21 protein-coding genes and 1 tRNA gene are annotated in these 26,901 nt (G+C 64.8%); 7 read left to right on the forward strand and 15 right to left on the reverse strand.

The window, feature by feature from the left end:
• Positions 1-60 precede the first annotated feature (60 nt).
• The gene (locus GQY20_RS08025) at positions 61-1,161 is read left to right on the forward strand and encodes a 6-phosphofructokinase (RefSeq protein ID WP_157216538.1); all 1,101 of its coding nucleotides are present in this window, start codon (positions 61-63) and stop codon (positions 1,159-1,161) included.
• A 112-nt stretch (positions 1,162-1,273) separates the two neighbouring features.
• Positions 1,274-1,360, forward strand: a tRNA-Leu gene (locus GQY20_RS08030).
• 321 nt (positions 1,361-1,681) lie between these two features.
• Here the strand turns inward: GQY20_RS08030 and GQY20_RS08035 are convergent.
• Complete coding sequence (locus tag GQY20_RS08035; protein WP_157216539.1) at positions 1,682-2,542, reverse strand: DUF2306 domain-containing protein; 861 nt, start codon at positions 2,540-2,542, stop codon at positions 1,682-1,684.
• A 1,093-nt stretch (positions 2,543-3,635) separates the two neighbouring features.
• On the opposite strand from GQY20_RS08035, the gene GQY20_RS08040 reads away from it, so the two are divergent.
• Genes GQY20_RS08040 through GQY20_RS32800 form a run of 5 tightly spaced genes read left to right on the forward strand, consistent with a single transcriptional unit; the run spans position 3,636 to position 10,164 of the window.
• On the forward strand, positions 3,636-5,057 hold the full coding sequence (locus tag GQY20_RS08040) for an efflux transporter outer membrane subunit (protein ID WP_157216540.1): 1,422 nt from the start codon (positions 3,636-3,638) through the stop codon (positions 5,055-5,057).
• Positions 5,058-5,107: 50 nt separating this feature from the next.
• The gene (locus GQY20_RS08045; protein WP_456298461.1) at positions 5,108-6,130 is read left to right on the forward strand and encodes an HlyD family secretion protein; all 1,023 of its coding nucleotides are present in this window, start codon (positions 5,108-5,110) and stop codon (positions 6,128-6,130) included.
• On the forward strand, positions 6,127-8,853 hold the full coding sequence (rbbA, locus tag GQY20_RS08050) for a ribosome-associated ATPase/putative transporter RbbA (protein WP_157216541.1): 2,727 nt from the start codon (positions 6,127-6,129) through the stop codon (positions 8,851-8,853). The genes GQY20_RS08045 and rbbA overlap by 4 nt, the downstream gene beginning before the upstream one ends.
• Before the next feature lie 3 nt (positions 8,854-8,856).
• Positions 8,857-9,978, forward strand: coding sequence for an ABC transporter permease (locus GQY20_RS08055; RefSeq protein WP_157216542.1), 1,122 nt, complete (start codon positions 8,857-8,859; stop codon positions 9,976-9,978).
• A gap of 54 nt (positions 9,979-10,032) precedes the next feature.
• The gene (locus GQY20_RS32800) at positions 10,033-10,164 is read left to right on the forward strand and encodes a hypothetical protein (protein WP_269769726.1); all 132 of its coding nucleotides are present in this window, start codon (positions 10,033-10,035) and stop codon (positions 10,162-10,164) included.
• Between the two features lie 82 nt (positions 10,165-10,246).
• On the opposite strand, the gene GQY20_RS08060 is transcribed toward GQY20_RS32800, so the two are convergent.
• From GQY20_RS08060 to GQY20_RS08125, 14 genes are all read right to left on the reverse strand, one after another.
• Entirely contained in the window at positions 10,247-10,918 is a 672-nt protein-coding gene (locus GQY20_RS08060; protein ID WP_232475943.1) for a phosphoribosyltransferase, read from the reverse strand.
• Positions 10,915-11,574 carry a dienelactone hydrolase family protein gene (locus GQY20_RS08065; RefSeq protein ID WP_157216544.1) on the reverse strand — a complete coding sequence of 220 codons (660 nt, stop codon included), beginning with the start codon at positions 11,572-11,574 and terminating at the stop codon, positions 10,915-10,917. Before GQY20_RS08065 ends, GQY20_RS08060 begins: the two co-directional genes overlap by 4 nt.
• Positions 11,571-12,911 carry an erythromycin esterase family protein gene (locus tag GQY20_RS08070; protein WP_157216545.1) on the reverse strand — a complete coding sequence of 447 codons (1,341 nt, stop codon included), beginning with the start codon at positions 12,909-12,911 and terminating at the stop codon, positions 11,571-11,573. The genes GQY20_RS08065 and GQY20_RS08070 overlap by 4 nt, the downstream gene beginning before the upstream one ends.
• Positions 12,912-13,301: 390 nt before the next feature.
• Entirely contained in the window at positions 13,302-14,699 is a 1,398-nt protein-coding gene (locus GQY20_RS08075; RefSeq protein WP_157216546.1) for a calcium-binding protein, read from the reverse strand.
• 449 nt (positions 14,700-15,148) lie between these two features.
• Positions 15,149-15,679 carry an RNA polymerase sigma factor gene (locus tag GQY20_RS08080; RefSeq protein ID WP_157216547.1) on the reverse strand — a complete coding sequence of 177 codons (531 nt, stop codon included), beginning with the start codon at positions 15,677-15,679 and terminating at the stop codon, positions 15,149-15,151.
• A gap of 312 nt (positions 15,680-15,991) precedes the next feature.
• On the reverse strand, positions 15,992-16,825 hold the full coding sequence (locus tag GQY20_RS08085) for an isocitrate lyase/PEP mutase family protein (RefSeq protein WP_157216548.1): 834 nt from the start codon (positions 16,823-16,825) through the stop codon (positions 15,992-15,994).
• Positions 16,826-16,838: 13 nt separating this feature from the next.
• Complete coding sequence (locus GQY20_RS08090) at positions 16,839-17,330, reverse strand: methylated-DNA--[protein]-cysteine S-methyltransferase (RefSeq protein WP_157216549.1); 492 nt, start codon at positions 17,328-17,330, stop codon at positions 16,839-16,841.
• 122 nt (positions 17,331-17,452) lie between these two features.
• Entirely contained in the window at positions 17,453-18,358 is a 906-nt protein-coding gene (locus GQY20_RS08095) for a DMT family transporter (RefSeq protein ID WP_232475944.1), read from the reverse strand.
• Between the two features lie 62 nt (positions 18,359-18,420).
• Positions 18,421-19,077: a PilZ domain-containing protein gene (locus GQY20_RS08100; protein ID WP_157216550.1), complete on the reverse strand. Its 657-nt coding sequence runs from the start codon at positions 19,075-19,077 to the stop codon at positions 18,421-18,423.
• A 255-nt stretch (positions 19,078-19,332) separates the two neighbouring features.
• Positions 19,333-20,121, reverse strand: a complete 789-nt coding sequence (locus GQY20_RS08105) for an SDR family oxidoreductase (RefSeq protein ID WP_332836081.1) — start codon at positions 20,119-20,121, stop codon at positions 19,333-19,335.
• Positions 20,122-20,300: 179 nt separating this feature from the next.
• Entirely contained in the window at positions 20,301-22,529 is a 2,229-nt protein-coding gene (locus GQY20_RS08110; protein WP_157216551.1) for a TonB-dependent receptor, read from the reverse strand.
• Positions 22,530-22,770: 241 nt separating this feature from the next.
• Complete coding sequence (locus tag GQY20_RS08115) at positions 22,771-23,898, reverse strand: helix-turn-helix transcriptional regulator (RefSeq protein WP_157216552.1); 1,128 nt, start codon at positions 23,896-23,898, stop codon at positions 22,771-22,773.
• A gap of 127 nt (positions 23,899-24,025) precedes the next feature.
• Complete coding sequence (locus GQY20_RS08120; protein WP_157216553.1) at positions 24,026-24,745, reverse strand: SDR family NAD(P)-dependent oxidoreductase; 720 nt, start codon at positions 24,743-24,745, stop codon at positions 24,026-24,028.
• Positions 24,746-24,759: 14 nt separating this feature from the next.
• Positions 24,760-26,889, reverse strand: coding sequence for an oxidoreductase (locus GQY20_RS08125; RefSeq protein WP_157216554.1), 2,130 nt, complete (start codon positions 26,887-26,889; stop codon positions 24,760-24,762).
• Positions 26,890-26,901 lie beyond the last annotated feature (12 nt).

Below are 26,901 nucleotides of genomic sequence, written 5' to 3' on the forward strand. Positions count from 1 at the left end.
CTGCTCTGCGTTCGAATCTGCTAGGCTGGCTGGCCAGCCGCAAAAAGGAGAATGCCCCAGATGCGTATAGGACTCCTCACCGGCGGCGGCGACGTGCCCGGTCTCAATCCCTGCATCCGCTCGATCACCCTCTCGGCGATCGATCTCGGTTGGGAGGTGATCGGCTTTCGCCGCGGCTGGGAAGGCGTGCTCACCATCGATCCCGGCGATCCGGCCAGTGTCGCCGCCAACACCCGGCGGCTGGATCGCGAGGCGGTGCGCGGCATCGACCGGATGGGCGGCACGATGCTGCACACCTCCCGCCTCGATCCGCGCACGATCAAGGAAGGCGATCGCACCCAGCATGTGCTGGCGGTGCTGGAGGCGCTGCAGGTCGATGCGATGATCACGCTCGGCGGGGACGGCACGCTACGTTTCTCTGCCCATCTCGCGAACCTCGGCTATCCGATCATCTCGGTTCCGAAGACGATGGACAATGATGTCTTCGGCACGGACTATTGCATCGGCTTCGCTACCGCGGTCAGCCGTTCGGTGGAGGCGATCAACGCGCTGCGCACGACGATCGAGAGCCATGAACGAATCGGGGTGATCGAGCTGTTCGGGCGCCGCAGCGGTGAGACGTCCCTGCTGTCCGGCTTCCTGGCTCAGGTGGATCGCACCGTCATCGCCGAGGTACCGGTCGATCTCGATCGGCTATTGCCGCTGCTCGTCGAGGACAAGCGCTCGCGCCCGGCCAATTATGCGGTGTGCGTGATCTCGGAAGGGGCGAAGATCGCAGGCGATCCAACTGGCGATGCCGAACGTGCCAAATCCGCCAGCCACCGCCACGAAGCCAGCATTGGACACCGATTCGCTCAGGCGATCGAGGAGCGGACCGGCCATGGTACGGTGGTGCAGGCGCTCGCCTACCTGATGCGCGCAGGCGAACCCGACGCGATGGATCGGATGGTCGGATTCGCATTCGGCGGCCTCGCCGTGCAGCTCATCCATTCCGGGCGCACCGGGCGGATGGTGACGCTGAGCGACGGCAAATATGGCCATGTACCGGTCGATACGCTGCTTCACGGAACAAAATCGGTGGACGTGCCGGCGCTCTACGATCGGGAAAATTACCGCGCGAAGATCATGCGCGTCGAGGGCATGCCGATGTTCCTCTACTGAGCAGGAGGGGCGACATGCATTTCGATCGATTTCGGGCATTGCGCACCCCGAAACCCTTTGCTAGAGGCACCCGCCTGCCAGCGCCCCGGTCCTTCGGGGTCCTACTCGATGTGCGGTCGTGGCGGAATTGGTAGACGCGCAGCGTTGAGGTCGCTGTGGCCGAAAGGCCGTGGAAGTTCGAGTCTTCTCGACCGCACCAATATCCTTTGAAAAAGGATATTTTCAGGGGTTTTGCTACATTGCGCATCCCCCCTGAAGTCTGTGAGAGATTCTGCAAACACGCCAAAAAGATCGGCCGAATTCTCATCTGCGATCCTGCGAGAGCAATCGACCCGGACTGACGCAGATTCGCTGTTGACCCCCGCCCATTCGTAGCAGTCTCCGGAACCTGCCTTGGGTCGGGCCAGCGTCGCAACTCGCGGGTCGCGATCGACCGACGCAATAGGTTTGCACCAAATTCTGGATGATACTCCATCTCGCGCTCGGCCTGACTGGCGGTCAATCAGTATCGAAGCGCAGTCTATTGGCTGAGTGGCGCCCCGGTGAGGCCGCTCACCATGCCGGGCCCCCAATAGGCTGCGGTGAAGAACCATGTCGCGACGATCACGAAGACGCTCGCCGTCAGCAGGGCGGTCGCAGCCGCCAGCCTGAGAGTGGATCCGTGGCCGGAATGGCGAGCCTGGATGAAGAGTTCCGCGACGGCGAGATTCGGCAGGTAGAAGAAGAACACCATCACCATGTCGAACCAGCCGGTGAAGTGGCTCGTATGTCCGAACTTCCCGGCCGTAAGGAACCAGAAGCCATATTCCATGCGGTAGAGCCAGGAGCCCACGGTTAGCGCGTAGAGCCGGATCGCCCAGGCGCGATGCCGTTCGGGCCGGCCGGCGCGCGCATGGGCATAGGCAAGCGTCGCCGCCAGCACCATCAGCGCACCGTAGAGACCGAAGCCGACGTCCATCAGCGGACCGCCGATAGTACCCTTCGAGACGATGAAGCCGAGGCCGCCGAGCCCGGCCAGGCCGGCGGACAGGACATAGGCCCTGCCCAGCCAGCGGTGCAGCGCCGGCACTGCCCGGCGGATCGCGCCGATCAACTGGATGGGGCCGAGCAGCAGCAGGATGCCGCCGGTGATGAAGTGCAAGCCGATCGCGAGGGCCGCCAGCGGCAATCTCGCGTCGTAGAGGGCGGGCAGCGCCTCGTTCCAGCGCAGGGTGGTGCCCCTTGCCGCCATGCCGCCAAAGAAAAGGATGATATAGGCACCGAAGATGGCGGCGCTGACCCAACTCGCCGCAACGAGGAGCGTGGCGCTCCAGCGCAGAGCGGAACCCCGAGCGCCGCGAGACGAGGCCCCTGTCGCGAGACCTTGTGATGAAGTGGCCATATGCCTCCAAAAAACCACACGTGCGTCTACCATGGAGCCAAGCCCGAAGAAATCTGCTCGGGCACCGCTCCCGTCAACGCGAGAGCTCACGATCGGCCTTTGGGAGCGGTCCGGAAACGGCACTACGATTGGTTTGGGTAAGCAAAGCGATCACATCAAGATGCCGGATGAGCGGCTGGCTTCCGGAGGCGCAGATCCGAGTGGCGCCCGCCATGAAGACGAGCTGCCCCGCAGATCCTGGCGAATGCGCTCCACGACTTCCGGAAGCCAGGAATATCCGTTTCAGTCAGAATGGCAGGCTAACGGCTACGGGATCGTGCTGGTCAGGGGGACGCGTGATCCGCTAGTCCCCACATCCCGGAGTGGGCGCTTCGATCCTCCGGGATTGAGAAAGCGGGGCGGCTGAGCCAACATCCTGACCGCCTATCCGCTGCGTTACGTGATCCCCTCGAGCCGACCCAGTCGAGCGCTTGCACACACCGCAACTCCGTGCCGGGCGCTGTTGTTCGCCTGCCTACGTCCCCAACCTGTTTTGCCTGAGGCGCGTTGTTTCTCCGTACAACTGCGGATGGAACATGATGAAGGCCGGCGCCAATTTGGCGCACCTCTTCAGCGGAGATGGAATGCGATGGATATGTTCATGGAGCGTTCGGGGCGATGGGCAGTCCGGGTTTCGCGGAGCGATCTCGGCCGAGCTATGATCGGTGCCTGCGGACTAAGCGCAATCGCGCTGGCGTCGCTGGCGCATATTCTGGTCGGCTGATTTCCGATCCGGTCGCGACGCCTTAGCGGCGTTGCCGAGCACCCTCACCTAAGGGAGGTGTCGCGATGGCAGTCTGGTCTCGGCACAGCGTCGTATCCGCCGGTCGCGAGCAAACGCCCTCCCGCACTCTGCGTCAGAACGCTCGCCTCCGGCCGCCCAGCGGCCATGCACGAACCCTGCGAAACCGCGATCAGGCGACCGGCAGAGCGACAGCCTCGGTCAGCGATCTTCCGGGCCTTTCCCGTCGGATCGCTGTCGTCGAAACGCTTCGCCAGCGCCCCCGCTCTTCTGTGACAGCGTTAGGCTCTGCATATCCTTGAGATCACACAAATGGCCCATCTGCGCTCCGCCATCTTCTACGCTTCGGCGGTCGCGCTGCTTCCATGCGGCTGCGCGCCACCGCCACGACCGGCCCGCCTGCCGCTTCAGCTACCCGCCACCTTTCCAGCGCAGTCGGACGATCCCGCGGGATCGTCCGCTGCCGGCGAGGGCTGGCGCAGCGTCTTCGGGGGCGGTGAACTGCAGACGCTGATCGAGCAGGCGCTAGCCAACAACCGTGATCTGCGGATCGCGGCGTCCCGCATCGAGCAGGCACATGCGGCCCTTCGCGCGGAACAGGCCGACTCCCTCCCTCAACTCGGCGGCACGATCGAGATGACCAAGCTCGGCGTGCCGGATGATTTTGCGCTGCTGCTGCGCAAGCATATGATTACCAACTACGACGCGCTCCTCCAGGCGAGCTGGGAGATCGATCTGTTCGGGCGGCTTCGCAGCCTGCGCGCGGCCGCGCTCGAACAATATCTTGCTGCCGCGGAGACACGCCGTGCCGTGGCGACAAGCCTCGTCGCGCAGCTCGCGGAGGCCTATCTCGCCGACCGCGCCTACGCGGAGCGGCTGACGATCGCGCGCGACGCGCTGGCCAATCGCACCCTGTCGCTTCGCCTCATGGTCAGACGCTACGAGACGGGTTCGGGGTCCAAGCTTGAAGTCACGCAGGCCGAGACGCTTCGCGATCAGGCCGCAGCCGAGATTCAGACGATCGAACTCGCACGCGCTCAGACGCTGAACGCGATGGCCCTGCTCGTCGGCGAGCCGATGCCAATCGCCCGGTTCGCAGGCAGCCTCGCCGATGTCGGCCTGAATCGGCCGATACCCGCCGGGTTGCCCTCGGAGCTGCTCGTCCACCGGCCCGATATCCTTGCCGCCGAGCATGAGTTGCGCCGTGCCGAGGCCGATATCGGCGCGGCGCGAGCTGCATTCTTTCCGTCCATCAGCCTCACGGGTGCTGCGGGCAGTACAAGCCAGGCCCTGGACAGTTTGTTCACCGGCGGCACAGGCCTGTGGCTTTTTCGCCCGACCATCACTCTGCCGATCTTCACCGGAGGAAAACTGCGGGCCAATCTGCGCGGCAGCGAGGCACTGCGCGACGAGATGCTGTCGACCTACGAAAAGGCGATCCAGGCCGCCTTTCGCGATGTCGCCGATGCGCTTGCCGCTCGACACTGGCTCGGCGATCGGATCGCAACGGCCGAGCAGTCGCTCGCTGCCCTGCGCGAGCGGTCGCGGCTCGCCCGCCTGCGCTACGAGGCAGGTCGTTCCGCCTATCTCGAAATCCTCGACGCGGAGCGCGATCGCTTCACGGCCGAGCAGAATCTCGTCGAGCTTCGTCGCGCATGGCTGGCGAGCGGCGTTGCGCTCTATGCCGCGCTCGGCGGCGGCTTTCCCGAACCCGAAGACCAGGGCCGCCGATGATGACAGTTCCTCCCACCAAGTGGATAGTTCGCTTCGCCGCAGGGGCCGTGGTGGTCGCAGCCGTGCTGATCGCCGTTCACTATCTTACGCGCGACGCCTTCGGGGAGGGCATCGCAAGCGGTAATGGTCGTATCGAGGCAACCGAAGTCGATATCGCGGCTAAGTCACCCGGCCGAATTCGTTCGATACTCGCTGACGAAGGAGACGAGGTGCGCGTGGGACAGGTGCTCGCGGTAATCGATACCGATTCGCTGCAGGCGCAACACTTCCAGGCGCAGGCACAGGTCCGTGCAGCGGCCACCTCGGTCCAAGCTGCCGAAGCGCAGGTGGCGCAGGCGTTGAGCCAGCGCGCCGCGGCACTCGCACAGCTACGGCAGCGCGAAGCCGACTTCCTGTCGGCGTCTCAGCATTTCGACCGGTCGACCAAGCTCGCCGCCGAGGGAGCCACGCCGAGACAGGAGCAGGAGGACGACAATGCCCGCGTGCAGGCGGCGCGAGCGGCGATCGACGCCGCACGCGCTCAGGTCGGCGCGATCGATGCAGCGGTCGCCACCGCCCGCTCACAGGTTGCCGGGGCCCGGGCCAATGTCGAGGCGGCAGGAGCGACGGTCCGGCGCATCGGCGCGGACATCGACGATGCCGTGCTGCGCGCGCCGCGCTCGGGCCGCATTCAGTACCGCGTTGCCGAACCCGGCGAGGTCGTCGGCTCCGGCGGCAAGGTGCTCAACATGATCGACCTGAGCGATGTCTATCTCACCTTCTTTCTCCCCGAGCAGGCTGCGGGCCGCGTCGCGCTCGGCGATGAAGCGCGTATCGTTCTCGACAGCGCTCCCGATCGGGTCCTCCCGGCCCGGATCTCCTTCGTCGCCGATGTGGCGCAATTCACACCCAAAACCGTCGAGACGAAGGATGAACGCCAGAAGCTGATGTATCGCGTGCGCGCCTCGTTGGAGCCCAGCCTGGTTTCGCGCATCGGCCGGCTCATTAAGTCCGGGATGCCGGGTATGGCCTATGTGCGGACCGATCCGCTCAAGCCATGGCCCGCGAAGCTTGCACCGAAGCCGCCCAAATGACCGGCTTCGCCGCCCGCCTCGCAGGGGTTCATCTGCAGTTCCACCACGTAATCGCGCTGGACGGCATCGATCTGGACTTTCTTGCCGGCCGTTCCGTCGCCCTGATCGGGCCTGACGGCGTCGGCAAATCGAGCCTGCTCGCGCTTGTCGCCGGAGCCCGCATGATCCAGCGGGGACGCGTCGAGGTGCTCGGCAGCGACATGGCCGATGCAGACCATCGGCGGCGAATCTGCCCGCGTATCGCCTATATGCCACAGGGCCTTGGCAAGAACCTGTATCCCACTCTTTCCGTAACCGAGAATATCGACTTCTTCGCGCGCCTGTTCGGCCAAGCCCGGCAGGAACGCGAGCGCCGGACCTCCGAACTGCTGGAGGCGACGGGTCTCGCGCCTTTTCGCGATCGCCCAGCGGGCAAGCTCTCCGGCGGCATGAAGCAGAAGCTTGCCCTGTGCTGCGCGCTCATCCACGATCCCGACCTCCTGCTCCTCGACGAGCCGACCACCGGCGTCGACCCGCTGTCGCGCGTGCAATTTTGGGAGCTCATCGAGCATATCCGGGCGAATCGGCCGGGAATGAGCGTGATCGTCGCCACTGCCTATATGGAGGAAGCCGAACGTTTCGACATGCTCGTGGCAATGGATGCGGGTCGCATATTGGCTACCGGCACAGCCCGCGAGCTGCTCGAACGGACCGGCGCGGACACTTTGGAGGATGCGTTCATCACCCTCCTGCCAGAAAAGCGACGCAATCAGCATCATAGCATCGTCATCCCCCCGCCCGTCGCTCGTAGCGATGATGTTCTGGCCATCGAGGCGCGAGGCCTCACCAAGCGCTTCGGAGAGTTCACCGCCGTCGACCACGCGGATTTCCAGATCGGCCGAGGTGAGATCTTCGGCTTCATTGGATCCAATGGTTGCGGCAAGACCACGACGATGAAGATGCTGACGGGGCTGCTGCCGGTCAGCGAAGGCGAAGCCCTGCTGTTCGGTCGGCCGCTGGATCCGCGGGATATCGAGACGCGCACGCGGGTAGGCTACATGTCGCAAAGCTTCTCGCTCTATGGCGAATTGACGGTGCGCCAGAATCTGGAGCTCCACGCCCAGCTCTTTCACGTACCGGACGATCAAATCGCTGCGCGGGTCAACAGCATGTCCGAACGGTTCGGACTCGCTGACAGAATGGACGTCCACCCTGATCAGCTCCCGCTCGGCCAGCGTCAGCGTCTGAGCCTCGCGGTTGCGATGATCCATTCACCGGAAATCCTGATCCTGGACGAGCCGACGTCGGGAGTAGACCCGATCGCGCGGGACAATATCTGGCAGATGATGCTCGATCTCGCTCGCAAGGACGCGGTGACGATCTTCATTTCCACGCATTTCATGAACGAGGCCGAGCGCTGCGATCGGGTGGCGCTGATGCACATGGGGAAGGTGCTGGCGACGGATACGCCCGCCGAGCTGGTCCGAAAGACCGGCGCGCCGGACCTGCAGGCTGCTTTCGTCGATCTTCTCCGGCTCACCGATGTGGGCACCGCCGCGTCCGCCACCGGGCCGACCTCAGCTTCCCGGACAACCCCAGCGGCCAACCAGCACAGAGGCTTCAGCCTTCGCCGCCTGCTCGGCTATAGTCGGCGAGAGGCGCTGGAATTGCGCCGCGATCCGGTGAGGGCGACGCTTGCGCTCGTCGGCAGCATCATCCTGATGTTCATCATGGGCTACGGTATCAGCCTGGACGTCGAGAATCTCTCCTTCGCTGTCCTCGACCGCGACGGGACGACAACAAGTCAAAACTATGCCCTGAACCTCGCTGGCTCGCGCTACTTCGTCGAGCACGCGCCGGTACACAGCTATGCGGAGCTCGACCGGCGGATGCGAGACGGCGAATTGAGCGTCGTCATCGAGCTCCCGGTCCATTTCGCTCGCGACATCCGCCGCGGTTCTCCGACATCGATCGGCATGTGGGTGGATGGTTCGATGCCCAGCCGCGCTGAGACCGTGCTGTCCTATGTACAGGCCATGCATCTCGCCTGGCTTTCGGATTTCGCGATGCGCGAGCTGGGGACCAGGCCATCGATGGGATCGATGGCAATCGAGACCCGCTATCGCTATAATCCGGACGTCGCCAGCCTGGTCGCGATCGTGCCCGGCGTCATTCCCATATTGCTGCTGCTGATTCCGTCGATGCTCACCGCGCTCAGCGTCGTGCGCGAGAAGGAACTCGGATCGATCGTCAACCTTTACGTCGCTCCCGTGACACGGGCCGAGTTCCTGCTCGGCAAGCAGCTTCCCTATGTCGTGCTCGCGATGTTCAATTTCGCTTTGCTCACCCTTCTCGCGGTTACGGTGTTCGGCGTGGCGCTGAAGGGCAGTCTGTTCGCGCTGGCGTTGGGAGCGCTGCTCTTCATCCTCAGTTCCACCGCGATCGGGCTGATCTGCTCGACCTTCTTCCATACCCAGATCGCAGCCATATTCGGCACGGCGATCATCACCATCATCCCGGCCATACAATTTTCCGGAATGCTGACACCGGTCGCCTCGCTGGAAAGATCCGGACGCTTCGTTGGCGAGATCTACCCCGCCACCTACATGCTGACGATCAGCCGGGGCGTTTTCTGCAAGGCCTTGGGATTAGCCGATCTGCCCTCTGCCTTTCTTGCGCTCGCCGTCACGGCACCGCTACTCATCGCTATCGGAATCATGCTGGTTCCGAAGCAGGAGCGATGATCGATGCGCCCGTCGAACATCTGGCGCCTCGGCATCAAGGAGTTGCGGAGCCTGTGGCGCGACCGGATGATGATGATCCTCATCCTCTGGGCATTCACGGGCTCGGTCTATGTGGCGGCAACGGGTATTCCCGAGACGCTGAACAGGGCACCGATCGCAATCGTCGACGAAGACGGCTCTCCGCTGTCGGAGCGGATTATCAACGCCTTCTATCCTCCCTACTTCACCACACCGGCGCTGATCACCCAGAGGGATGTCGATCCGGCGATGGACCAGGGACTCTATACGTTCGTCATCGACATCCCACCCAACTTCCAACGCGACCTGCTGGCCAGGCGCGAACCGGAAATTCAGCTTAACGTCGATGCCACGCGGATGGCCCAGGCCTTTTCCGGCAATGCCTATGTGCAGCAGATCGTGACCGCAGAAATGAATGGGTTCATCTGGCGGACCGGCAGGACGGAGCCACCGCCGATCGACCTCGCGGTTCGCTCTCGCTTCAATCCCAACCTCACCTCGCTGTGGTTCGGGTCCGTCATGCAGATCATCAACCATGTCACCCTCTTGTCGATCATCCTGACCGGCGCCGCCCTGATCCGCGAGCGTGAGCATGGCACGATCGAGCATCTCCTCGTGATGCCGGTGACACCGTTCGAGATCATGGCCGCCAAGATCTGGTCGATGGGCGTCGTGGTGATCACGGCGACCGGCCTGTCCCTGCTCTTCATCGTGCAAGGCGCGATGGGCGTACCGATCGAAGGGTCAGTGGTGCTGTTCCTGCTGGGCGCCGCGGCGCATCTGTTCGCAACGACGTCGATGGGCATCCTGCTCGGCACTGTTGCTCGATCGATGCCCCAGTTCGGCCTGCTCGTGATCTTGACGATCCTTCCTTTGGAGCTCCTGTCGGGTGGCAGCACGCCCCGCGAGAGCATGCCGCAATTGGTTCAGGACATAATGCTTGCCGCACCGACGACGCATTTCGTCAAGCTGGCGCAGGGCATACTTTATCGTGGCGCCGGATTGACGGTCATATGGCCCCAATTGATTGCGATCCTCGCAATCGGCAGTCTGTTCTTCGCCTTTGCCCTCTTTCAGTTCCGACGCGCTATCAGCAGCATGATATGAGGGCCCCGCTTTACTGGAGGGCACCCCGAACCCGACCCGGTCACGGCGCCTCCGATGCGTGGCGAACGGCGCCCAGCGGCACTTGCGATGATCGAAAGCTGGCGCAGCCAGCAGCGGCTGCCGACCGATCGGCAGGCGCCGTTCGCATCCCGCCCGTCCGTCAAGACGCGCCTGCGCCACGGCTGACCGCCGCCGCCTGATCGTCGACAGCGAAGATGTCGTCGATCAGCCTGTCGGCATTTCCGTTATCGCAAAGATGCGCAGTAATTCAGGAAGCACGATGACGGGCTTCCTCGAGCAGCCGCACGACCTCCTGGTCACTGGTCTGGTCGAATGTGGCGTAGTGCAAGCCTACCGCATGGAAAGGCTCCGGCTGAAACAGACAGACGATCTCGTCGCATTCATCGTGAAGCGCGGCGATCACCTCGGCCGGCGCGACCGGCACCGCGAGCACAATCCTGCCAGCATGTGCCTTGCGCAGGCCCTTGAGCGCCGCCTTGACGGTGCCGCCGGTGGCTATTCCATCATCGACCAGGATGACTGTCCGCCCCTGGATCGGAAGCGGCGCCCTTCCTCCGCAATAAGCCTCGCGGCGCCGCTCCATCTCGGCGAGCTGGCGCTGCATCTCCGTGCGCAAATAATTCGGGCTTGGCGCGAGTTGGCGGACGATGTCCTCGTTCAGGACGAGTTGCGGATCGGCACCGTCGACCACGGCACCTATCCCCAGCTCCTCATAGCCCGGCGCGCCGAGCTTGCGTACGAAAAGCAGGTCGAGATCGGCGTGCAGCGCGCGCGCCACCTCATAGGCGACGGGAACACCACCGCGCGGAAGCGCCAGGACAAGCGGATTTTGCCGCGCGAGATGGCCTAGCGCCTGCGCCAGCCGCTGCCCGGCGGCGCGTCGATCGGCAAAGGCTGGTCGGCCGCCGAACATGATCATTCCTTTCCCAGATGATGAAGGAACCAGCGCATCGCGTGCCGGACGACCTCATCCAGCGTACCAGGCTCCTCGAACAGATGCGTAGCGCCCTCCACTATCACGAGCTCTGTTTCACCACGCAGATGACGCATCGCGATACGATTAAGATCGATGACCGGCAGGTCGCGGCTGCCAACGATAAGCAAAGTCGGCGCACGAACGTGAGCCAAGGCACGTGCGCCCGCCAGGTCGGGGCGTCCGCCGCGGGAAACGATTGCAGCGACCTCGGCGTCGGGCGCGGCGGCGGCAAGCAGGGCTGCCCCAGCACCCGTGCTGGCACCGAAATAGCCAATCGAAAGCCTCTCGAGCTCCGGCACGCGCCGCGCCCATGCTGCCGCACCCGCCAGGCGAGACGCGAGCAGCGGGATGTCGAACACGTTGGCGCGATCCAGTTCCTCGTCGGGCGTCAGCAGGTCGAGCAGCAGCGTGGCCAATCCCGCTCGATGCAGCGCATCCGCCACATGGGTGTTGCGCGGACTGAGGCGGCCGCTGCCGCTGCCATGTGCGAAGATCACCAGCCCGTTGGGGCTCGGCGGCATCCCGAGCAGCCCCTTCAGACCGTCGGGCTGAATGAGCACCGGGACAGGTGCATCGCCACCAATGACAGACCCGGTCATATGCCGAACGGCCACATCTCGGGGGTGCCCTGGGGCCGCTCGGCACCGAGCGGCGTGACCGCCGATGTCTGGTCGAACCAGACCCACGCATCGAATTGCTCGGCGAGGACTGCTTCGAAATAATGGCTCAGCAATTCTGACTCCGGGCGATAGACGACGCCGATTGCGCGTTCGAGCAGCGGCACGCGCAGCAGGTCCGCCAGCACGCGACGGCTGCCGCCTCGCCACTCGGTCAAGGTCCGGGCCAGGCCTGTCCGGCGAAACGCATGCTCGTAGCTATCGGCGCGCGCGGGGCGGACCGTCTTGATCCGCATTTCTCCGCCCCAGTCATCCGCCGCCGCGACGGTGCCCGTGTTGGTTCCGAAGCCGATCAGTACGGCATCGTCGCCATGGGCCATGCGGCAAAGCTCTCCGATATTGAACTCGCCCTGCCAGCCCATGGCGGTCGCGGCCGCATTGCCGACGTGGCTGTTATGCGCCCAAATCACGGCTTTGCTCCCGTCGCCGCCGTGCGCAAGCAACGCTTGCAGCGTCTCGAACATGTGGCGATCGCGCAAATTCCAGCTCTCCGCGGAGCTGCGATACATGGCGCGATAATAGCGCTCGGCGGCCCTCACGATCCGGGCATTCTGGACCGCATCGAACCAGCGCGCGCCATCCTCGGCGATAAAGGCCAGACGACCGCGAAGCAGCACCCGCAGCTGCTCCACCGCGCCGTCCTCGCAGCTGCTCCGACCGCCATGCATCATCACCTGCCCATAGAGTGCAGGATCGTCCTGCCAAGGCGTCAGGCACCCATAGCGTCGCCGCGCATCCGCCGCTTCCGCAGGATCGACGGCATCGAGATAATGGAGCACGGCATGAATGGATTCGCCGAGGCTGTATACGTCGAGCCCATGAAAGGAGACGCGCTGCGCCTCAGGGAACGGCGCGTTGTGGCGACGGAGCCAATCGGCGAACTCCAGCATCTCGATGTTGCGCCACATCCAGGTCGGAAACCGCGTGAAGGGATCGCCGCGTCGCGGGCGCGGCGCCTGGTGACGCACATAGTCGTCGATCCGCCCGGCGTCCGGCCAGTCGGCCTCGACCGCGACAATGGTGAAGCCGTGCTTCTCGATCAGGCGGCGCGTGATTGCTGCGCGTGCCCGGTAGAATTCGGATGTGCCGTGGGTCGCCTCGCCGAGCAGAACGACTCTCGCGTCGCCGAAACGATCGAAGCAGCTTCCGAACTCCTCATGCTGGGCTGGAGGAGGGAGTGGCTCGGCATGGTGACGCAGAGCCGCGACGAGTTCGGCCGATGGTTCCCGGAGAGTTTGGTGAACGGAATGATCTGCCATGACTATTCTCCGGCGATGCATCATGCCAAGCGGCCGGCCGCCATCCCCTGGTCCAACGCCGGCGAACCTGCCCGACTTGCACCAATTTGGCAGACGGCTCACTACGGGACTTTACGCAAACGCCCGAGTTCGAGCGGGAGCCCAGCATCGACCACGCGGATATTGGCGTCGCCGCGAACAATGCGTCCTAATGCTCTCAGCCTATGTCCGATCCACTCGGAGAAGATGGCTGCCGAGAGCGCGCCCTGCGCGGCGCCAACGCCAAGGCATTGCGTAGGAAATCAAGCCCCCCACCGACATGGCACGAGGGGCTCTGTGGCCGTGTCAGGCGGAGAATGCGGACTCCCGGCCGTAGCCAACCCTCCAGTCAAGGGGCGACACCCTGACAGCTCACACGAACACGAAATCTCCCGCAGTGAGGGTGTCCATCGCGACATTGACCAAGGTCAGGCTGTCGAGGGCATCGAACCGGATCACCGTGTTCGCTCCCGACTGAACGGCCGACGCCATCACCTCGTCGAAGCTGTGAAATGGCAAGCCGCTTATCCGGATCACATCGCCCGCCGCATCCCCGGCCGCGAAGTCGTAAATGATGTCGCGTCCAGCTGCCTTGCCGATCAGGAATATGTCGTTGCCGTCACCGCCGGTCAGCCGATCGTTGCCACCTTCACCGAGCAGTTGGTCATCGCCCGCACCGCCATAGAGCGTGTCGCTGCCGTCGCCGCCGCGCATCGCATCCGCGCCGCCATTACCAGTCAGCACATTGGCATTGCCATCGCCCTGCAGAATGTCGGCGAAGTTGCCACCCTTCACATTCTCGATCCCGTTCAGCATGTCGCCGGTGGCATCCCCGCCCGATCCCAGCCCGGTCGACAGACGCACCGTCACCGGCCCCGGCGCCGCGGAATAGTCCACCGTATCGATGCCGTCGCCGCCATAGAGCTTGTCCGCTCCCAGGCCGCCGATCAGCACGTCGTTGCCCGAACCGCCATAGAGGCTGTCGTTGCCCTTGCCGCCATCGAGCTGATCGATGCCCGTGGAGCCGGTGAGGATGTTGGCTAGGTCGTTGCCCGTACCACGGAACGAGGCGCTGCCCAGCCGGGTGAGATTCTCGACATTGTCGGGCAGGGTGAGTCCGTTGAGCGCGGTCTCGATCGTATCCGTGCCCTGGCCAGGCAGTTCCACCACCACATCCTGCTGGCCGTAAATATAAACGTCGTTACCGGCCCCGCCGGCCAGCATGTCCTTGTCGGCACCGCCGTCCAGCCGGTCGTCGCCGTCGCCGCCGTACAGCGTATCGCGGCCGGGACCGCCATCCAATATGTCGCTCATGTCCAGGCCGCTCAGCGTGTCCGCGCCATAGCCGCCGATCAATATGTCAGTACTGTTCCACTGGTCGACCGGCAGCGGCTTTCCTTCCAGCGTCACGCCATTGGTGGAATAGGCCGCGCTCTGCACCTCGAAATGGCTGTCGACAGAATCGCCGGTGTCGCCGGTGGTCTCGTAGGCGAAGAAATCGAGCGTGTAGCTGCTCACATCCGGCGTGGAATCGAGCCCCAGGTGGACCGGCCCCGTGCTGACATGGGGGTCCACTTCCTGCCAGAAGCCGCCCTGGAAATGCTGCGTATTGGACGTTCCGGTCTCGGTATAATCGACGTCCCATTCGGAGGAATAGCGGAACCCGTCATATTCGTCGTACCAGGCCCCGGCGAGCTGATAGTCGATCGTCAGGTCGAAGGTCCCCGTAGCCCGATCGATCGTCTCACGTACATCGTTGATCTGCCCCATGATGCCACACTCCTTCTCTCGCAGGCCGCGATCGTTCGCATGATGGTGCGATGATGCATTGCGGAGTGGGTCGGGTCAGTACGGGATGTCCCTAGTCATTACTGGTGGCGCACTATCAAGTGCATGCCAAGCTGAATGAGCCTGAATGCTAATCGCGCTGCCTAATTCGTTCCCGGAGCCGTAAGGCTGCCTCTTCAAGCACGATTTGTCGTCGAAGCTTCGCAGCCGCATCGACATCGAGCTCGATTCCAGCGCTCTTTTTAGTTGTGCGAGCTTAAGTTGGCTATGCCCATCCATACGACCAGCCCTCACGTGCAGGACGTTTAAACCCGACTCAGCTTAACATTTTTATATCGCAAATCGCCCTTTTTACCGAATCTCCAGGTAATTCCGTTTGATTCAGCCAACTTTTGACAAGTTGAATACAGTTTGGGCAGAGTTGGAGGGTTTCATTCTGCGAGATCATGCCGCTCGCGAAACTCGCGCAATCCGCGATAGGCGCGATTCAAGTGTTTCTCCACAGCGCTTACGCTTATTCCCAACTGGGTTGCGATCTGAGCATGTGACAGCTCGGAAATTCTGAACAGCCTAAACACCAATGCCGCTCTTCTGGGCAACGCATCGATCGCTGCCTGCACGGCCTTCATATAATCACATGCTATCACGATCCGCTCCGGCGAAGGCGCCGCATCAATTGCGAAATATATATCGGATTGGTGATCTGCCCATTCTGCTTCGCGTTTCTCTCGTCTACGGGCAGCTTTCTTTCGGTCGATCAACAGATTATGTGCCATCCGGTAAAGATAGCCGGTGGGCGTCGAAACAGAATCGGCCACGCTGAATGTCTTGAGATAAAGGTCGTGAATCATATCGTCGATCTCGGCGCCGCTCGCCCCTTGGGCAGCGAGGAACCTCGATATCGACGGACGAATCTCGACCAGATTAATTCCGAGCTGGTTTGGATTTCCTCGGGCTGCCATGTCCGACGTCCTCTTTCCGAACGGAAAGTAGGCTGGAGAAAAAGCCACATCCTCACTATACGAATACCTACTTACCCCCACCAGTTTTTATTCTTTGAAGCATCGCTGGTTTGGCGGCTGTATTCGGTACAACCATTGCCGACATAGCACTACGCGGCCGTGCAGGTAGACGGCGATGCGACCACAAAGGCTTTGAGTCTGTTTGGAAATGCGCCTTCGGCGCATGCTCGGCACCGGGCTCTTAGGGCAAGCTGTGCGATCACATATCGCGCAGCTTGCTCTAAGAGCCTGGGGGGAGCATCTTGAGACGCCTCACCCCGCATCGCCGAAAATCGCGTCCAGGTCCCGTCCGGGAAGCGCGCCGTCGAGCGCGGCAAGATCGCCTTCTCGCAGCCGCTCGGCCGCGGAGACTGCAGCGCCCCAGGCAATGCGGGCGAGCGCGCCGCCGACGCTGATCCGCCGTACCCCAGCATCCGCCAGCGCGCCCATGGCAATGCCGCTGCCGACGACGAGGACGTTGACCGGCTTGGGCGCCACGGCCCGCACCATCACGGCGATATCGTCGATCGTGCCGCGCCCGGGCATGCCGATCCCCGGCGCATAGAGGCAATCCGCACCTGCATCGGCCAGCGCGACCAGCCGATCGATCGCATCCGAAACCGTGCCGCCGGTGAGCAGCCCCTCGGTCCGGCCGACGAGCAGGACATCCTCCCCCGTTCCATCGATCGCAGCCCGCGCGGCGCGGATGCGTTCCACCGCCATCTCGGCAGGATAGAGGCTGTCGATCGCCGCCACGTCGCGATCCTCGATGGACAGGCCGGCAATGCCGGTTGCCACCGCAAGCCGCACATTCTCCGCCAATCCTTCCGGCGTCGCCGAAAAGCCGGTCTCGAAATCCGCATTCACCGGGATGTCGACGGCAGCCGCCAGGACAGCGAGATGATCCAGCACCTGATCGCGCGTCACCGCATAGTCGGCAAGGCCCCGCGTCCAGGCATGCCCGCTGCTGGTGGAGGCGATCGCCTCGAAGCCGAGATGCTGCATCAGCCGCGCACTGCCCGCATCCCAGGGATTGGGGAGGAGGAAGCAGCCTTCGGCATGCAGGGCACGGAAACGCGCGCGCCTTTCGGCAATGGTGCGGGACATGGCAGTCTTCCTTTCAGGCGGCGAGCAGGCGGTTCTCTAACGCGAGCAGATGGGCCTTGGCCGCCAGACCGCCGGCAAAGCCGGTGAGCTTACCGGTCGATCCAATCACGCGATGGCAAGGCGCGATGATCGAGATCGGGTTGCGGCCATTCGCCGCCCCCACCGCCCGCGACGCGGTGGGATGGCCGATCTGATGCGCGATCTCGCCATAGCTGCGCGTCTCGCCGAACGGGATGGTAAGCAGCGCCGCCCACACCCGCTTCTGGAAAGCGGTGCCCCGGAAATCCAACGGCACGTCGAACGTCGAACGTTCGCGGGCGAAATAGCTCCGCAACTGCCGCTGCGCCTCGATCAGCACGGGGTGACCGTCATCCTCGCTCATCGCCCCTAGTTGCACGCGCCTCGGATCGTCATTCTCCCAGAGGACGGCAACCAACCCCTTCTCGCCGGCGACGAGCTTCAGCCGGCCGACCGGCGAATCCATATGGGTGAAGCTGCAGGTCATGCTTCGTCTCCTTCCGTTCCGGGAAGACCGTCGATCTTCCTCATAGCCGGACAGATAGCCTCGTCCCCGCCCCGATACGTCCCGAGCCTTGCTTTCAAACTTCTTCATCCTCCTCCGAGGCCTCAATAGGCCGCTTCGGCATCGATGATGGCCGGCGGCCGCTGGCGCGCGGCGATCACGCAGCCGGCGATGATCATCGCAGCGCCGAGCAGGGTCAGCCGTGCCACATGCTCGCCGAACAATAGCCAGCCGAACAGCGCCGCCCACACGAAGGACGTATATTCGCTGGGCGACAGATAATTCGCCTCGCCGCGCGCATAGGCCCAGGCGAGCAGCAGTAGCGAGACGACCGCCAGCACCGCGGCGAGCAGGATCAGGGGCGCATGCCGCACGTCCGGGGCGACCGCGAACCAGGGGGCCCCGAGCGCGAGCACCGCGGCGACGACGAGGCTCTGCGAGAAGGCGACCTCGATCGGACCGGCTTCCTGCGCCTGGCGCCGCATCAGCACGATATTGAACGCATAGCAGAGCGCGGCAAAGAGGATGGCAAGCGCGCCGCGCAGCGCCTCCGGCCCCAGTTCCGCCTGCCATTGGCCGAGCAGGATCACGACCACGCCGGCCAGCGCGATCGACGAGGCGACGATCGCCGTGCGTGCCAGCCGTTCGCCGAGCAACGCGGCGGAAAGGAAGAGCGAGAGCAGGGGCGCAATGAAGGTCAGCGCCACTGCCTGCGCCATCGGCACCCGCGCCAGCCCCCAGAAGAAGGTGACCGCCATTCCCGCGGAGACGACACCGCGCACCGCGTGCAGGATCAGCGCGGCCCGGCTCGGCACGCCGGGCCGCTGGATCGCGTAGAGCAGCCCGCTGACCGCGACGCCCGCGATGCTGCGCCAGAGCAGTGCGACATAGGCGCCGATCGCCAGCACGAGATGCTTCATCACCGCATCCATGCACGAGAAGATCGCGATGCCCAGCACCGCGATCGCGAACACCAGCGGCGGCGGAAGCGTCCGCGTCGACTGCATCATGGAAACGCCCTCTCCTCGCCCCCGCCGCTACACGCTTTCGCGCGCGGCGTCAGCGGGGAGGTTCAGCCCTGGGTGGCGAGAATGTCCGAGAGGACGATGCGGGGGCGCTGCTTGAGCGCCCAGCCGGCCAGCACGTCGTAGGGCATGCTGAGGTTGAAGGCGATGCCGGCGCGGCCATCCTCTTTCCAACGCAGCGATCCCGAGCGTACCGGGAGACCGGCGACGGCGAAGGATACCGACATCTCGACCTCCAGCTCCGGCAGGTCGCCGATCTTGGCGCCGGCAAGGGAGATATCGAACAGCTCGGTCGGAAAGCTGCCCGCCGGCGTCTCGATCGAGGCTTCTCCCTCGACCTGAAGGCGGACCGATTCGGGCAGGAAACGTCCGTCGACCGCGCGGCGCTGCATCGCCAGCACGATGTCGAGATCCGCGACCTTGTCGAACGCGACGCCGATCAGTTCGCCGCGCGTCCAAACGACATGGCCTGGCAGAACGTGCGAGGAGCGGAAGCCGACCGCGACGGGTTCCCCCTCCGAAAACGGGCGGGATGCATGCGCCATGACGCCCGCAGCGGAAATCACACGCAGCAGGCAGAGCGATTGCTGCGTGTCGGTGATCAGCTTGCCGGCCTGCAGCATCGGCAGATGCCGATTGCTCAGCGTCTTCTCGGGCGGCCGCGGCACCACCGGCGAGGGGGAAATGGCGGTAAGTTCTTCCATCAACAAATGCACCTTCTTGCCACCAGCGGCGTCGGTGCGTTTCTCACCTGTCGTCCGGCTCGGCCATATCACAATAACCGGGCCAACGGCCCTGCCCTATGGCCCCCTCCATGCCCAAGCTTGGTGGAGAAATCGTTACGGGCCGTCGATGATCATAATTTAACTATCCAGAACGGTCACGTCATCGCGGCAAGAGTGGTACTCACATCGGCGCGACAAGCCCGCGTTTCAGCGTATCCGAAGGCTCATCGCCGGTCACGGTGCCATCCATTCCCCGCCGTTCACATCCAGCACCGCGCCTGTCACCATCCGCGTATAATCGGAAAGCAAAAGCAGCACGGTACGCGCGCATTCCTCCTCCGGCGGGATGATGCGGAGCGGGATGGAGGCCGCGACCCTCGCCGCGATGGCTTCAGCGGTCGTACCGCTCGCCGCTGCCATGCTCTCGAGCGCCTGGCGCACCGGCTCGCCCCACAGCCAGCCCATCCGCGTCGCGTTGACGCGGATGTTCCAGGGTCCGAGCTCGGCCGCCAGCTGGCGCGAAACGGTAATCAGCGCGCCCTTGGCGATCGCATAGGAGAGCGATCCGCCCGGCAGAGGCTTGAGCGCCTGCATCGTAGCGACATTGACGATCGCACCGCCGCCGGCCGCCTTCATATGCGGCGCCACCGCCTGCGCCATGCGCGCCGCGCCAAGGCAGGCGACGTCGATCGTGCCAGCCCAGCTCTCGACGTCCGCCGTCTCGAACGGCCCATTCTCGCCTGGTGCATAGGCGCTGTTGACCAACCCGTCGATGCGGCCGAAGCGCGCGACCGTCGCCGCGACCAGCGCATCGCACTGGGCACTGTCGGTGACGTCGGTGGAAAGCGCCAGCGCCTCGCCGCCCGCCGCCGCGATCTCGGCGGCGACGTCGTCCAGATAAGCCTGCTTGCGCGCCGCCAGCGCCACCCGGGCGCCCTCCTGTGCAGCGAGCTTCGCCATCGCCTGGCCCATGCCGGGGCCTACACCAGTGATGAGGATCACCTTGTCCTTGAGGATCATCATGTGCTTCGTCCTAGAAAGAATCTGTCAATCGACAGGCCGCCCCCTTCCCCGTTTGCGCTGAGCTTGTCGAAGCGCTCCCTTCTTCTTCAGGCATTGAAAAGGAGGGAGAAATAAGAGGGCTTCGACAAGCTCAGCCCAAATTGGGAAGCGCAAGGGCCCGGTAGCGGCCTGAATCCGCCTTAGAAGCGCAGCCCGAAATCGAGACCGTAAGTCCGCGGCACCTGGAACACGCCGATCACCGCCAGCGGCGCGCCCAGATCGCGCGCGAATTCGAGTTTCTTGTTATTGGTGAGATTCTGCGCCCAGGCCGAGATATTGGCCGTCGTGCCGGCGAGCGGAATCTCGACCAGCCCGAAGCGCCCGTTGATATCGAAGCGCGAGGGCAGCCGGGTGATCGCGCCCGTCGCGCTGTTCGGCAACGGATCGCTGTTGCGCTTGTCCTTGAAGAAGCCGTCCATGCGGAAGGACAGGTAGCTGCCATTGTCGAACTTCGGCAGATCATATTGGCCCGACACGCTGGCGGTATATTTGGGCGCCTGCGACTGGCGCGGCCCCAGATCCTGCGACAGGCGGTCGTGCAGATAGCCGACGCTGGCGTTGAAGGTGAGGCCGTCGGTCGGCACCGCGGTAAGCTCCAGTTCGACGCCGTCGGTCTTCTCCTTGCGAAGCGGCACGAGGAAGGTGCCCGCCGCCGCGCTGAAGCTGAGTATCTGCACATTCTTGCGGATCGAGTGGAAAGCGGCCGCATTGATCCGGAACCTGTTGTCGAGGAAATCGCCCTTCAGGCCGATCTCGTAGCTCTGCATCGTCTCGGGCTTGAACGGCACGCCGCCGAGCACGCCGCCCGACAGATAGCCGGTCGCGAAGCGCGCATAGGTGCGCACCCGGCGATTGGCGATCCAGGTGGCGGTCGCGTCGAAATCCCAATGATCGTTGCTCGCCTTGAACGTCGTCGGCGTGACGATCGAGCCGGCGGCGATCAGATCCTCCTTCCGCTTGTCTTTGGTGTAGCGCACGCCGCCGGCCAGCTCGAAACGCTCGCTCTTGTAACCGAGATGGGCATAGCCGGCGTAGGACCGGTTGTTCACCGAGCCATTGGCGCCCGAGAAATAGTCGTTGCCGGTGCCGCTCAGCGGATTGTTCGTGCTCGGCGTGATCAGCCCGGGCGGGAACGGCGTGAAGATGAAGACCGGGTTGTTGTCCCGCCCCTTCTCGTCGAACCAGAAACCGCCAATCACCCAATCGAGATTGCCCGTCTTGCCGAGCAACTGCGCTTCCTGGCTCCATTGATGCTGATGGCGGTCCTGGATCGAGGCGATCGCCTGGAAGGGAATGCCGCCAGCAGTGAAGGCCGCGCCGTCGATGTCGTTGCCGCCGACGAACTCGTCGAGCTTGCGATAGGCGGTGATGCTCTTGATCGAAATATCGTCGGTCAGCTTGTAGGTCGCGGTCAGGCTGTGGCCCTGTATCCTGAGGTGCGAGGCCGAGGCGAAATCGAGCGGCAGCGCGTTCAGCCGGGTGGTGGAGGCAGGCACGGTCACGCCGCCGAGACCGAAGCCGAGCACGGGATTGACCAGCGCCTGCTGGCCGAGCTGCGAGCTGATCTTGTCCGTATAGTCGAACTTGTAGTCGACGAGAAAGCGGTCGAGATCCAGCCGCACGGCGGCAGATACCGCATCGGTATTCTCGAAGCCGAACGACTTCACCGATTTGATCGTGCCGAAGGGCTGGGCGAAGGTGAAGGTGCGGCCCGGCGTCAGGTTCTTCACATAACCATCATTTTCGTCATGCACGTAGCTCACCCGCGCGCTGAGAGGGCCGAGCGCGGGCAGGTCGATCGAGATCCGGCCCTTGCGGCGATCATAATTGCCGACCGTGCCGTCCATCCGCACCGCGAACTGGCCCTTGGGCGCGGCGGTGATGAAGTTGATCGCACCGCCCGTCGCATTGCGGCCGAACAAGGTGCCTTGCGGCCCGCGCAGCACCTCGACGTGATCGACGTCGGCAAGGTTGAACGCGGTTCCCGCCGGCCGGCCCAGATAGACGCCGTCGACATAAAGGCCGATGCCGGCATCCTGCTCGAACTTCAGCGAACCGGTGGAAACGCCGCGCAGATAGAATTGCGGCGCGCTGGCCGAGCCGAACTGGCGCTGCACGTCGAGGTTCGGCACCGTCTTGCCGATATCGCCGAAGCTCTTGATATCGAGCGCGGCGAGCGCCTTGGCGTTGTAGCCGGTCACCGCGACGGGCACCGCCTGCAGGCTCTCGTTCACGCGCCGTGCGGTGACGACGATGTCCTGCAGCCTATCAGGCGCGGCCCCAGCCTGACCTGCATCCTGTGCGTGCGCCGCCCCAGCTACCGCGATCGCTCCCAACGAACAGGCGAATACCGCAATCCTGCGAACCATAACCCCTCCCCTCGGTTCGCCCGCTTGGTGCGGGCGCTTTTGCGGGAGGAACCTTCGCGCAGCCTTGATCGGCTGCGACACCTACAAATCAATTAGACCGCGGCTCACCGCCTTTTTTTGGCTCGAAGCCGAGCGACGACATCGCGAGCGGGTTTCACCCTGCCGTTGCGAATATCCTGGTCCGCCAGAAGGACGAGCATCAGCAACATTGTCGCGTCGGATATATGGGGACGGTTTCCGTTCATCGGCTCAGCGCCAGCTCCGGCAGGCTTGTGTGGATCAGGTGCACGAGCTGCGATTGCCGGTTCACGCCGGTCTTGGCGAAGATCGAGCGCAGATGGGCGCGGACCGTATTCTCCGCGATGCCGAGCCGCCGCGCTGTCTCGATCACCGAGGTGCCGTTGGCGAGCGAGGCGGAGATGGCGGCTTCGGTCGGCGTCAGGCCGAACAGCTCGCGCAGCGTGTCGCCGCTCACCGCGGCCTGGCGCTCGGGATCGCCGAGGAAAAGCGCCAGCGCCGGCGCGCTGCCGGTATGCATGAAATCCGGGATCGACACAGATCGCACGACGATGCCGATATCGCGCAGCCCCGATGGCCGCTCCACCATGAACACCGGCTGCGTCTTGCCGGCGTCCGCAATCGCGGCCTTGAGCAGCGCCCGGAACTCGCCGTCGCGATGCGCGCTCGCGATCGCCAACCGGTTGCCGATCAGCCTGATCCCGTCCTGCTCGGCAAGGATCGACGCGGCGATCTCGTTCATCTTGAGCACGTTCAGCGCATGATCGAGCATCACTGTGCCGACCGCGAACTGGGCGACCGCATCGGTCATCACCGCCTGCTCGCTGGCCGAGGTCTGGAGCCGCTGATAGATGTCCACCGCCTGGCGCAGATGCGGCACGACGCGTTCCAGCCGTGCGCGCTCCTCCCGGTCGAACACGTCGCCGCCGGGCGCACGGGTGATGCGCAGCCGCGCCTCGAAGCCGCTGCGGAAGCGGATGTCGACGCCCATGACGTGGGACCCGTCGATCCGCTCGAACCAGTCGCGATAATAGTCGCTGTTCTTGAGCTCGCTCTCGCCGACATATTCATAGAGCGCGACCACCTGCCCGTCCGGCAGGCCGACGAAGGGATCGGTCGCCAGGAAGCGATCGAGATATTCGGCCACGTCAGCCGGCGGCGCGCTCGGCGTGATCATCGTGCCGAGCTCCGCCGTGTGGGGAGGCGTCAGGATCAGGGTCGCGTGCTTAGCGTGCAGATGATCGCGCAGCAGAAGGAGGAAGTCGCGCCACGGCTCGCCGTCGACCAGCGCGCCGTTGAGCGCCAGGATGAGCCTCGAAAATGCGGCGGTCGTATCGGCCTTCTCGGCCATGCGGCTTCCCTCTCCCTCCTCGACGCGGCGGGGTAGAGCGAGATCATAGAGGGATGCGCGCGGAAGGGACAGGGGCGCGGCCCTTTCATCTTCCTTCATGCTCCCCGGTTCGGGGAGGATGGAGCTGTCACGCCTCGGCGATCATATAGCCGCCGCTCACCGGCAGACATTCGCCCGTGATGAATGCCGCGCCCGGCCCGGCGAGGAACAGCACCGGCGCTGCAATATCCTCCGGCTCACCCCAGCGGCCGAGCGCCATGCGCTGCGCGGTGCCCGGGCCATAGGCGGGATCGTCGGCATAGCGGATCGTCATCGGCGTGCGCACCGGCCCCGGCGCCACGACGTTGATCCGCACGTTGCGCCCGCCCCAACCCTGCGCCAGCGATTTGGTGAGCAGCAGCAGCCCGGCCTTGGACGCGCTGTATCCCGGAAACATCGAATTGCCGAAATAGGCCATCATCGAGGCGATGTTTACCACCGCGCCGCCGCCGCGCTGGTCGCTCCGCGCCAGCATCGGCAGACAGGCCTGGATCAGCGCATGCACGCCCTTGAGATTGGCATCGACCGCCCCGTCGAAATCCTCCGGCACGGTGGTCCGCCCGGCATTGTTGACCAGTATGTCGAGCGCATCGAACGAGCCCGCGAGCGCCAGCACCGTGTCGCGCTCGTCCAGCCGGAGCGGTGCATAGGCGACGCCGGCCGGCAGCCCGTCATACTCCGCCGCGCTCCCGCGCGTGCCCGTGATCGTCACGTCCGCGCCGGCCGCGACGAAGGCCGTGGCGATCGCCGCGCCGATGCCGCTGGTCCCGCCGGTGACGAGTACGCGCCGGCCGCTATAATCGAACATTTCCTGTCCTCCGCTCAGATCGCCAGCGCGGTCTCGGCCGCATCCTGGATCGCACCCTCGATATAGCCGACGCCGTTCGCGTCCCCGATGCTGCGCACGGAGAAGCCCGCCTCGCGCAGTATGTCGGCGAGGCGCGTGTCCCCGGTCGCGCCCTTGGCGACGATCACCTGATCGGCCGCAATGGTGCGCACCTGGCCGCCGGCATTGGCGTAGGAGACGGTGCCCTCGCCGATCGCGATGTCCTGCGCGCCGGTCAACATCGTAACCCCCAGCTTTTTGAGATCGTCGAGCACCCGCCAGCGCCGGACCACCTGCAGCCCCGCCCCGAACACTGGCGCCTCGTCGACGATCGTCACAGTGCGGCCCCGCTCGGCGAGGAACTCGGCCAGCTCCATGCCGACCAGCTCGCCGCCGACGATCACGATCCGCTCTCCGAACGGCATCCAATGCGCGCTCGCCGCCCGCACGAAACCGGGCCGCGCAGTAAGGCCGGTCAGCGCGCCGAGCCGCATCGCCGCGCGCGTCTTCGCATCCACCTTGCCGGCCAGCCGATCGAGATCCTGGCCGAGCATCAGGCTGCGCATCTCATCCCCGCTGAATACGTTGGCGCGATCGGCACCCGGAATCGGCGGCAGCGCGCGCCGCGCGCCGGTGGCGACCACCACCTCGTCGGGCGCGAGCGTGCGCAAGAGCTCGGGCGTGGCAGTGGTGCCGAGCCGGACGGTGATCGCCTTCTCCTGCGCCACCTGCCGCTTCAGCCAGTCGACGATGCGCTGGTTGGGCGCATAGGCGATCGAGGCGAAGCGCGCCGTGCCGCCGAGGCCGGTGCTCGCCTCGATCAGGGTCACGCGATGCCCGCGCTGGGCAAGGCGCAGCGACACCTCCATGCCCGCCGGCCCGCCGCCGATCACCGCCACATGCCGCGGCGTCGCCGCCGGCTGCAGCGCCCGCTCGCGCTCATAGGCGGTCTCGGGATTCACCGCGCATTTGACGTGGCGGGAGAAGAAGATCTGGCTGATGCAGGTGTAGCAATAGACGCAGGGCCGCACTTCCTCGGGCGTGCCCGCCGCCAGCTTGGCGGGCAGCGCCGGATCGGCGAGCAGCTTGCGCCCCATCGTCACGAAATCGAGCTTGCCTGCGGCGATGAAGCGGTCGGCATCCTCCGGTTCGATCCGGCCGGGGCAGATCACCGGCACGTCCACCGCCGCCTTGATCCGCTCCGCCGCCGGCACGAAGCCGTTGGGAACGTTGGTGGCATGGCCGGTCGAGTAAGTGAGCCCCCGCCCGGGATGCCCGTCCGCCGAGACGTGAATCGCGTCCGCCCCCGCCTCCACCGCCAGCCGCGCGGTCACGATCGCGTCTTCGACGGTGATGCCGCCGTCGATCAGGAAATGCTGGCTGTCGATGCGCGGCCAGATCGGCATGTCCGGGCCGACCGCGGCGCGGATGCCGCGGATGATGTCGCCGAGGATGCGCGCCCGGTTCTCGGCGGTGCCGCCATAGGCGTCGTCGCGTCGGTTGATCAGCGGATTGAGGAAGGAGGAGATGAGATAGCCGTGCCCGGCATGGATCTCGACCGCGTCGACGCCCGCCCCCTTCGCGCGCAGCGCGGCGCTGGCGAACATCTGAACCAGCTCCTCGATATCCTGCGCGGTCATCACGCGATATTTGGGCTCGCCCATCGCGGCGAAGGGCGCGGCGAAGATGGCGAGCTCGTCCGGCAGGAAACCCGCCATCATGTCGCCGTCGCTCTTGCCGACCTCCGGCACCGATGGCGTCCAGATCGGCCGGCCGGCGAGCATGTCGTTCATCGCCACCAGGCCGGCATGCTGCAGCTGCATCGCCAGCTTGGCGCCATGCGCATGGACTTCGTCCGCAAGCGCGCGCACGCCAGGGACGTGGCGATCATGCGAGATCGCCTCGTTGCGGTAATTGCCCGATCCGTCGGGATAGCCGATCGACACCGATCCCATCGTGATCAGCGCCGCCCCGCCCTTCGCCCGCGCAACATAATAGGCCCGCAGCCGCTCGCCGGTGATGCCGTCCTCGTCGGCGAGATTCGATCCCATCGGCGTCATGAAGATACGGTTGCGCAAGTTCATCGCGCCGATGCGCCCGGGGCTCAGCAGGTGACGATAGGCCATGACGACATCCTT

It is taken from the genome of Flavisphingomonas formosensis, assembly GCF_009755815.1.
GTDB lineage: Bacteria > Pseudomonadota > Alphaproteobacteria > Sphingomonadales > Sphingomonadaceae > Flavisphingomonas > Flavisphingomonas formosensis.